Source organism: Pigmentiphaga sp. GD03639 (genome assembly GCF_029845405.1).
GTDB classification, from domain to species: domain Bacteria; phylum Pseudomonadota; class Gammaproteobacteria; order Burkholderiales; family Burkholderiaceae_B; genus Pigmentiphaga; species Pigmentiphaga daeguensis.
Genome location: NZ_JAOCLR010000058.1, coordinates 1 through 8,198, shown reverse-complemented (window position 1 = coordinate 8,198; position 8,198 = coordinate 1). Strand labels below are relative to the sequence as shown.

At 67.2% G+C, this 8,198-nt stretch carries 10 protein-coding genes and 2 pseudogenes; all 12 read right to left on the bottom strand.

Annotated features, from left to right (window positions below; all coding sequences use genetic code 11):
• Positions 1-99, bottom strand: a pseudogene (locus N5K27_RS28570) (ABC transporter substrate-binding protein); the annotation flags it as partial.
• Positions 100-349: 250 nt separating this feature from the next.
• Positions 350-742 carry a hypothetical protein gene (locus N5K27_RS28565; protein ID WP_164227336.1) on the bottom strand — a complete coding sequence of 131 codons (393 nt, stop codon included), beginning with the start codon at positions 740-742 and terminating at the stop codon, positions 350-352.
• Positions 743-766: 24 nt separating this feature from the next.
• Positions 767-1,018: a hypothetical protein gene (locus N5K27_RS28560; RefSeq protein WP_142096571.1), complete on the bottom strand. Its 252-nt coding sequence runs from the start codon at positions 1,016-1,018 to the stop codon at positions 767-769.
• 807 nt (positions 1,019-1,825) lie between these two features.
• Entirely contained in the window at positions 1,826-3,844 is a 2,019-nt protein-coding gene (locus N5K27_RS28555; protein WP_279820943.1) for a DNA topoisomerase III, read from the bottom strand.
• Between the two features lie 294 nt (positions 3,845-4,138).
• Positions 4,139-4,522 (bottom strand): single-stranded DNA-binding protein, encoded by a 384-nt coding sequence (locus tag N5K27_RS28550; protein WP_279820941.1) that lies wholly within the window; start codon positions 4,520-4,522, stop codon positions 4,139-4,141.
• Positions 4,519-5,058 (bottom strand): DUF3158 family protein, encoded by a 540-nt coding sequence (locus N5K27_RS28545; RefSeq protein ID WP_273628193.1) that lies wholly within the window; start codon positions 5,056-5,058, stop codon positions 4,519-4,521. Before N5K27_RS28545 ends, N5K27_RS28550 begins: the two co-directional genes overlap by 4 nt.
• The gene (locus tag N5K27_RS28540; RefSeq protein WP_273628191.1) at positions 5,055-5,831 is read right to left on the bottom strand and encodes a PFL_4669 family integrating conjugative element protein; all 777 of its coding nucleotides are present in this window, start codon (positions 5,829-5,831) and stop codon (positions 5,055-5,057) included. Before N5K27_RS28540 ends, N5K27_RS28545 begins: the two co-directional genes overlap by 4 nt.
• Positions 5,832-5,954: 123 nt before the next feature.
• A complete protein-coding gene (locus N5K27_RS28535; RefSeq protein WP_027350501.1) occupies positions 5,955-6,146 on the bottom strand; it encodes a hypothetical protein in 192 nt (63 codons plus the stop codon).
• Between the two features lie 28 nt (positions 6,147-6,174).
• Positions 6,175-6,462 carry a type II toxin-antitoxin system RelE/ParE family toxin gene (locus N5K27_RS28530; RefSeq protein WP_009618209.1) on the bottom strand — a complete coding sequence of 96 codons (288 nt, stop codon included), beginning with the start codon at positions 6,460-6,462 and terminating at the stop codon, positions 6,175-6,177.
• Positions 6,449-6,748: a type II toxin-antitoxin system RelB/DinJ family antitoxin gene (locus N5K27_RS28525; protein WP_009618210.1), complete on the bottom strand. Its 300-nt coding sequence runs from the start codon at positions 6,746-6,748 to the stop codon at positions 6,449-6,451. The genes N5K27_RS28530 and N5K27_RS28525 overlap by 14 nt, the downstream gene beginning before the upstream one ends.
• Before the next feature lie 127 nt (positions 6,749-6,875).
• Positions 6,876-8,072: an STY4528 family pathogenicity island replication protein gene (locus tag N5K27_RS28520; RefSeq protein WP_279820934.1), complete on the bottom strand. Its 1,197-nt coding sequence runs from the start codon at positions 8,070-8,072 to the stop codon at positions 6,876-6,878.
• A gap of 2 nt (positions 8,073-8,074) precedes the next feature.
• Positions 8,075-8,198 (bottom strand): annotated as a pseudogene (locus N5K27_RS28515) (coproporphyrinogen III oxidase); the annotation flags it as partial.

The window sequence follows — 8,198 nt, the reverse complement described above, 5'->3', positions numbered from 1 at the left end:
ATAGCTCAGCGGGCAGCCGTCGTCGTAGGAAATCGCCAGCAGCCGCTGCACGGACAGGCCATCGTAGCCGCGGACGAAGGGGTTTTTGGAATGAGACATGGGATTCCTCCAGCAGAGGATGGCCGAGGCAATCCCCTACCGGGGATTGAACCCCAGCGAGTGGATGAAGTGGCAGCCGGTCAGCCGGCCGCGGCGTCGGGCCGCCCTGGTGGCGGGCGGTGCAGGTCAGTGGAAGATGCTGATTCGGGACATGGCCGCTCCTGCGAAAGGAAGGAGGGACATCGCCCCGAACGGGGACGCATGTCCCTCGTGGGGTGAGATGAAAAGACGGCGGGTTGCCAGGCGCGGCTCACCAGCCGTTGTAGTGCAGCGTGAGGTCGGCGAGGACCTTGCGCCGCTCCAGGTCGAGGCCGCCGAGGTCGGACAGCCCCTCGAAGCCGCAACGCTTGAGCATCGCGCCGCCCTCGCGGGCGTTGTAGAAGCTCACCATCGCGGACAGGAACATGCGTTGACCGCTGCTCAGCACACCCAGTGCGTCGTTGAGCATCAGCATGTTGGGCCGCAGGTCCCACTTGGTGGTGGCACGCTGCAGACCTTCGCGTGTGCCGTCGCCGAACCATTCGGCACCGGCGATGTTCACGCCGCGCTTCCACGCCTCGAAGAAGGCTTGGGGCGCGGCGGCGAAGTGCTGGTTTTCCAGCTTGATCTGATCAAGTACCTCTTGAGGCAGAGCACGGTTCATGACGGGGGCTCCTGGTGATTGGATTCACGGGTGGAGGCGCTGCTGCCAGCGGCCCGTTTGCAGGGCGTGCTCGGCAGCGTGGTGCGAGCGGAAGAAGCTGGCCGACTCGCGCGAGACGGGACCATCCGCATCGGCGGTGCCGATGTAGTGGCCGGCTGCGCTGCACAGCACCTGCAGGGGCAGGCGCTTGCCGACGTAGGCCAGGGCCTGGTAGCCGATGGATTCGGCGCGGGCCTGTTCAGCACTCAAAGGGGCTGTTGCGAACGCGAGGGACATGCGGTTTCTCCTGGTGGTTGAAGACCGGGAGCACCACTCCCTGTCGGGAGCGGAGACCTCCCGAGGGGTTGAACATCGAAAGCACCCGCGCCGTGGCGACGCGCGTCCGCGGTGGTCGGTGCGAGGCGGACTGGATCGGTCAACGCGGCGAGGCACGTTGCAGCCTTGAAGACCGGAGCTGCCAGGGCATGGTGCTGAAGACCGTCAGCGACACATGCGGGAAGGATGGAAGCGCGGCGGCGCACCGTCGCCGATCAAACGGAACCGCGCACCGTCCGGTTTGGCCCGAGCACTGCCGGCAGCAGCAGTGCACGATCCTTCCGCCCACGACAAAGGCGCCGAAGCCCCGTAGGGCTTCGGCTGGAGAAGAATCAATCCACCTGTGGGCTGCAAGCAGGCCAGGCCGTCGTCAAAGCCATTCGCTGCGTCAGCAATCTCACCCGGCCCGTTTCGTGGCTGGGGCCGACATCCTCTGGCGTGCATCCACACACAAAGGGAACCCGTTGTTCCGCCGGCGGGCACCGGCACCGAATACCGTCGACCGCAAGCGGTCTCCTGGCACCTCGTAGCCTTGCGGGCCGAGGCGTCAGGAGACCGCTCGCGGATGGACGGAAGCACGTCGATCAGCGGAATCGCGGCGAGCGCGACTCGACGAAGCAATGACCTTCTCGCCCTGCAAGCCGTGATTGGCCTGTGCAGGACGCGCACACCGTTGCAGAAGGGAACGCGCGCTGGGGAGTCCCGCGGGGCGCGGGAGGTTTGCCCCGCCGTCCGCAAGAGCCGGCGTGGCAGAGGGAGACGTGGGCGTCAGTTCGCCTTGGGGCGCCGACGCCGCGGGCTGGGTGCGCCGCGCTTGCCTGCCGCGGCATCTTCGACCGGCTGCGTACCCTTGCAGTCCGGGTAGCGGCTGCACGACCAGAACGCGCCGCTCTTGCCGCTACGCTGGCGCATCGGGGCGCCGCACTGCGGGCAGTCCGGCGCGGGCGGCAGCTTGAGGTCCAGCGTGGCGCCGCGGTACTGCTGCACGAGTTGGGCGACCCAGCTCGATTGCTTGGCGATGAAGGTGTCCAGCGTCATCTGGCCGGCCTCGATCATGTCCAGTGCCTGCTCCCACATCGCCGTGGTCCCCGGGTCGGCGATGGCCGCCGGCACGGCGTCGATCAACGTGAAGGCCGCATCCGATGCACGGATGGCGCGGCCTTTCTTCAAGAGATAGCCGCGGGCCAGCAGCCCGCTGATGATGTTGGCGCGCGTCGCCTCGGTGCCGATGCCCGTGGTGTCCTTCAGCTTCTGCTTCAGGCGCGGGTCGGTCACGAGCTTGGCGACGCCCTTCATGGCCTTGACCAGTTCGCCCTGCGTGTAGGGCTTGGGCGGCAGCGTCTTCAATGCCTTCAGCTCGACCTGGCCGACTTGACAGGCATCGCCAGCCTTCAACGGCGGCAACACTTGGCTGTGCTGCGCATCGTCCCGGTCCGTGTCGTCAACGGCCGGCGCCGCCAGCACCTGGCGCCATCCGGCCATCGCGATCCGCTTGCCGACTGCCACCAGCGACTGCCCGCCGCACGTGAGCTGCGCCACCGTCCGGTCGAACTCGTGATGCGGCAGGAACTGCGCGAGGTAGTGGGCGCGGATAAGCCGGTAGACGGTCAGCTCCTTGTCGCTCATCGCCGAGAGGTTCGCGGGCTCCAGCGTGGGAATGATGCCGTGGTGCGCCGTGACCTTGCCGTCGTTCCACGCTCGCGAACGCTGTTGGCGATCCAGGCGCTCGACCAGCGGCCGCAGGCTGGGATCGGTCTTGACCAGGCTGTCGAGCACGGCCGGCACCTCGGCCAGCATGCTCTCGGGCAGGTGGCCCGAATCCGAGCGCGGATACGTCGTCGCCTTGTGCGTCTCGTACAGCGCCTGGGCAATGTCCAGCGTCTCCTGCACGTCGAGGCCCAACTGCTTGGAACACACTTCCTGCAAGGTACCGAGGTCGAACGGCAGCGGCGGGCCTTCGCGCACGCGCTCGGTCTCCACCGACAGCACCTGGGCGGTGCCGGCCGCGCGCAGGCGTTCGGCGGCCTGCTGCGCCACCGGCTGCTGCAGGCAACGGCCGGCTTCGTCGGCGCTGCCTTGCGGCGGTGTCCAGCTTGCGACAAAGGTCTGGCCTGCATGCGACAGTGCGACCTCGGTCGCCCAGAACGGCACCGAGGCGAAGCGCGCGATCTCGCGATCACGGTCCACGACCAGCTTGAGCGTCGGCGTCTGCACGCGCCCGACCGATAGCACGCCGTTGTAGCCGGCCTGGCGCCCGAGCAACGTGAACAGGCGGCTCAGGTTCATCCCGATCAGCCAGTCGGCGCGCGATCGGGCGAGTGCGGAGAAATACAGCGGCAGCGTCTCAGCGGACGGCTTGAGCGCACCCAGCGCTTTGCGGATCGACGCATCGTTGAGCGCCGACAGCCACAGGCGCTGAATTGGCCCGCGGTAGCCGCATAGGTCGATGATCTCGCGGGCGATCATCTCGCCCTCGCGGTCGGCGTCGGTCGCGATCACGAGTTCGCCCGCCTTGGCGACGAGTTGCTGCACGACCTTGAACTGCGCCACAGTCGCCGCCTTGGGCTCGACACGCCAACGCCCGGGAACAATGGGTAGTTGCTCGATGGCCCAGCGCTTGTATTGCTCGTCGTAGCCTTCGGGTGGAACCGCCTCCACCAGATGACCGATGCACCAGGTCACGACGACACCCGCACCGCTGTAGCAGCCGTTGCCGCGTTGGCCGGCACCCAGCACACGGGCGATGTCCTTGCCCTGGGACGGCTTTTCGCACAGGAACACGCGCATGAAGCCTCCTTGAAAATGTGCGGTTCATCGGATGGGCGTCAGCTTGGCGGGGCCAGGAGATGCCGGCAGCAAGGAAGCCGATCGATGCGGACACCGCTTTGTGATCGGCAGGCGGTCCGTTGCCGCAGCAGTGCGCATAGACCGCAGGAGCTGGCACAGCAAGAGCGTCGTTTCGGGAGGGCGGCTGGAACTCTGTGGACGACCTTGGAGCTATCCCCTGGGGATAGCTCGCTGGTGCATCGCGGGCGTATGACGGTTGCTACAGCCGCCCTCGGGGGAACGGCGATGGGCGAACTACTGTCCGCCGGCCGGCTTGGCGCTGAGCGCCACCGACGCGATGCGGTACGGCAGGATGCCCACGCGCCGGGCCTCGACCTTGAACGTGACGCGCTCGTTCTCGTCGGCGTCCTCCCATTCGTCGCGCACGGTGCGGCCCTCGACCAGCACCCGCATGCCTTTCTGGTACAGCCTCTTCCAGTGCTCGGCGTCGCGGTGCCACAGCTCCACGGGCGCCCAGAATCCGCCGCGATCTTCGTACTCGCCGTCCTTCTTCGGGATCGGGTTGTCGAAGTAGACGTTCAGGCGAAGCAGCCGGCGCGGCTCGTCGTTGCCATTCGGAAATTCGCGGTAGTCCGGCGCAGAACCGATGTTGCCCTCGCCGACGAAGTGCGTGCTCATGGTGACTCCTTGGTGGTGGGTGGAACGGCCGCGGTATGCCCGTGGATACGTCGCAGGTAAGCCGCTTCGGCCTGGGCGGCCTTGCTGGCGCACTCCTGGGCTTGGCGGCCCAGCGTGTGAAGGAGGCTGATCTGCATGTTCAGCGCGATGCGCTGCAGTTCCATCGCGTACAGGTCGTCGATCAGCGAGGCTGGCGTCGCGGGGTTGGCCAGCAGGGCCGCCCACAACGCCACGCCCATGGAGGAACGGTCGAGGTTGCGCCAGCGCAGGAAGGTCGTCCCTGCGCCAGTGGCCTGCTGGGCCAGTTGCACGTTGAGCAGGCTGAAGGGGTAGGCCCGCGCCTGGGGCAGCACGCGCCGCTGCGCCAGGCCAATTACGTCGTCGCGCAGCGCTGCGCACTGGCTGGCCCAGGTCTCCAGACTCCCCTTACCCTTAAAGGGCTGTAAAAGGCCTTTTAGGTAGGCCGCATGTTCCAGCCGCCGGAAGTCCGTCTGTTCCAGCGGAACGAAGCGCGCGGAAGGGGTCAATGCCGTCATGCCGCGGCATCCTCGTCTGGTGCCCCATCGGCTGCGCCATCTTTCGGTGCCAGCTTCACCGCATCGGCGGCAGGCGCCGCAGCCGGCGCACCGGGCCGGTTCGCCCGCCGTGCGATGGGTGGCGCAAAGCGGGAGCGGCGCGTGCCTTCCAGCACGTCCTGCGGCAACTCGCCGAACTTCTCCAGCGCCGCTCGCGCCGCCGCGTTCTTCGCCGCGAAGTCGTCGCGCGTGGCGCCCGAGTAGCGGTACTGCTGGGCCAGCGAGAACAGGCTGCGCAGCGCGTGCGCGCCATCATTGAGCCAGCGCTCCAAGGTGCTGCGGTCGATCAGCGCCGTGTGGTGCGCCAGGATGAGCTTGCGTGCCAGGTCGTCGTAGTCGGCCAGCAGATACACCGCCATGAAACCGAGCTGGGCGTTCACGAACAGCGGCAGCTTCACCGGCTGCACGTTCATGTTCTCGCCCAGGGACAGCGCCGCTGGCACGTCGGCCAAGGCCTGATCCACCTGTTCGCGCAGGGTCTGCAGCGTGCTCTTGGTCTGCTCCAGCTTGTCTTCGATACGCAGCATCCAGAAATCGGAGTACGGATCGTCCTGCTCGGCGCCGCGCTTCATCTTGTTCATGGCGCTGATGAAGCCGTTGAGACCGATGATGCCGGCGCGTCCCTCGGTCGGCGCCCGGCCGTGCCAGATGCGCGAAGCGTGATGAGTGTGCAGCGTCAGCGACATCGCGCTGCGCAGCGAGCCGAGATTCAGTTGCAGGGGTTCATTGGCCATGGGTGACGACTCGCATTAACGGAACGAGTCGCCAGCATCGGCACCGACCGGAAGGCCGTCAGTCAACAAACCGCAATCGGCGTGCGCCCGGTTTGTCCGTGGCGGGAAGGCTGGCTGTCCCAGCTATCCCCTGGGGATAGCCTCGCGGCGGGTAGCGACGGCAAGCGCCGCCTGCTGTCCCAACTGTGCAATGAAACCTTCGAGTTGGCCGTCGGCGACATCGGCATGGCGGCCGGCGGCGATGTCGGCCCAGCCCATGCAAGCTGCTTCCTGCAGCGCCTTGAGTTTGGCTGCTTCAGGCTCCTTGGCATTCATGGTGAATCTCCAGTGATGAAAACCGCCTTCACTCCCGTGCCGGCGGCCACTGCTGCGCGGCGTGCAACACGCGCAGGATGGACACCGCGCGGGTGTCCTCCATGTAGACCACCACGTAGTTCGCACGCACGACCATCTCCCGCGTGCCGGCCACGCGGCCAGGCCGGTAGAGCTTCGGGCGCTCCGGCAGCTTCGCGGCCTTGGCCTCGATGTCGTCCTTCAACCGCTGCGCGGCATCGGGGTTGTCGTCCGAGATGTAGTCAACAATCGCCAGCAGGTCGGCGCGGGCAGCTTCCCGCCACTCAAGTACGCGCACGCCGCTTCCTGTCGATCAGGGCCTGCGCCTCGTCCATGACCTGCTGGTGCGGCACCGGCGGCCGTGTGTCGGCCAGCGCCTCCTGGACCTTCGCCCGGAACCAGGCATCGTAGGCCTCCGGGTCGGCCGTGAGGCCAGCCGGCAGCGCGCCTTCCTTGACCACACGGGTCAGCAGGATGCGCACGGCGTCCGAAACGGTGAGGCCGACCCCGGCGAGCTTCTCGGCGGCATCGGCCTTGAGCTTATCGTCCACACGGATGTGCAGCATCGAAGTCTGTGCGGCCATCGTTGCTTCTCCTGTTATGCATTAGCCCCTATTTTGTATCTCAATTGAGACCTTGGCAAGGGTGCAGCCGGATCGACCCGCCGGAAGGCTCCCTGTCCCAGCTATCCCCTGGGGATAGCTCGGCCGGTCACGGGTCGCGCAGGGCCGCCCGCAGCCGCGCCAAGTGGGCGCGCGCCACTTCGGGGGATACCGGCGGTGCCGATGGCGCCGGTGCCGACGCGGGTGGACGGGAAGCAGGCGGCACCGTGGCGCTGTCGCCCGCCCAGGCCTTGAACTCCCCACGGATCGCCTTCTGGATGATGCCAAACAGGTAGCCGGCGGGATTGCGCACCGTGCTGCCGCCACTGCGCGCCGCCCACTCGTCGAGCACCGCCTGGCGCTGCGCTTCGTCCACTTGCTGCAGGGCCACCAGCGCACCGGCCTGTTGCTCGTCCTTCAGGCGCAGGAAGCGCTCGGGTAGCCGCAGGTTCTGCAAGGCCCTCGCGCGCGGTACTGTACGTACTTCTTTATTTATACGATTCATACGTACTGTACGGTCCTCCTTCGGAATCCGAAGATGGCCGTCCTGCGCGGGTTCCAGCCCTGCTTCGGATTCCGAAGACGGGCGCCCGCCATTCCGAAGAAGGGCTTCCTCGCCGTCTTCGGATTCGTGGTCGGCACCCTCCTGTGGATAACTTGGCGTCGTCCAGCCATGCCGCGCCATGCGCTGCGCCAGCACCTGCAATCGGGTCGGCAGCGTGCGCCCGCTGAGCAGCGGGTCTTCGGCGATCTCCCGCAGCGTGTTCATGCCTACGACCTGCACCGCCTTCGCCGCGTGCGTGAGCGCCTGGCTCACCAGACCCAGGTAGTCCGGGTCGAGCTGCATCGCCTCGAAGGGTGACAGCGGTTCGTCGTGCAGCACATAGAGGTTGCCTTGGATGCGGCCGGTCTTCGGGTCGCGCCGTCGTCGCACCAGGCTCAGCCAGCGCGTCAGCCGCAGCAGCGTCAGGGCGCGCGCCACGGTCTCGTGCGATGCCTGCGCCGCGCAGGGCATCGAGGCCAGGTAGGGGCGCAATTGGTCGTAGGTGGGAAAGGCGGTCACGCCGTCGTCGTTGATCTGCAGGCGAAACACCTGCCAGGCGTTGCGCTCCAGCGGCGTCAGGCGTCGGTCGAGGAACAGTCGGCGCGGCACGCTCTCATGGCGGTTGCCGCTGTAGAGGAAACCGTCTTGGTTCGGCGCCGTGCCCTGCGCCAGTTCCTTCGGCTCAAGGTGCCGCAGCGCCTCGTCGAACAACGCCGACAGCGCAACCGGGCCATCGCGCCGTGATGCGCTGCCCGTGGTCATGGCTACACCAGCCCCTGGTCGATCCAGTTCCGTATCGCCGACCAGATCACCGACATGGGCAGAGTCATGGCCTCGGCCAGATCCATGGTCAGCGCCAGCATCGCCATGTCGTCGGTCAGGGCGATG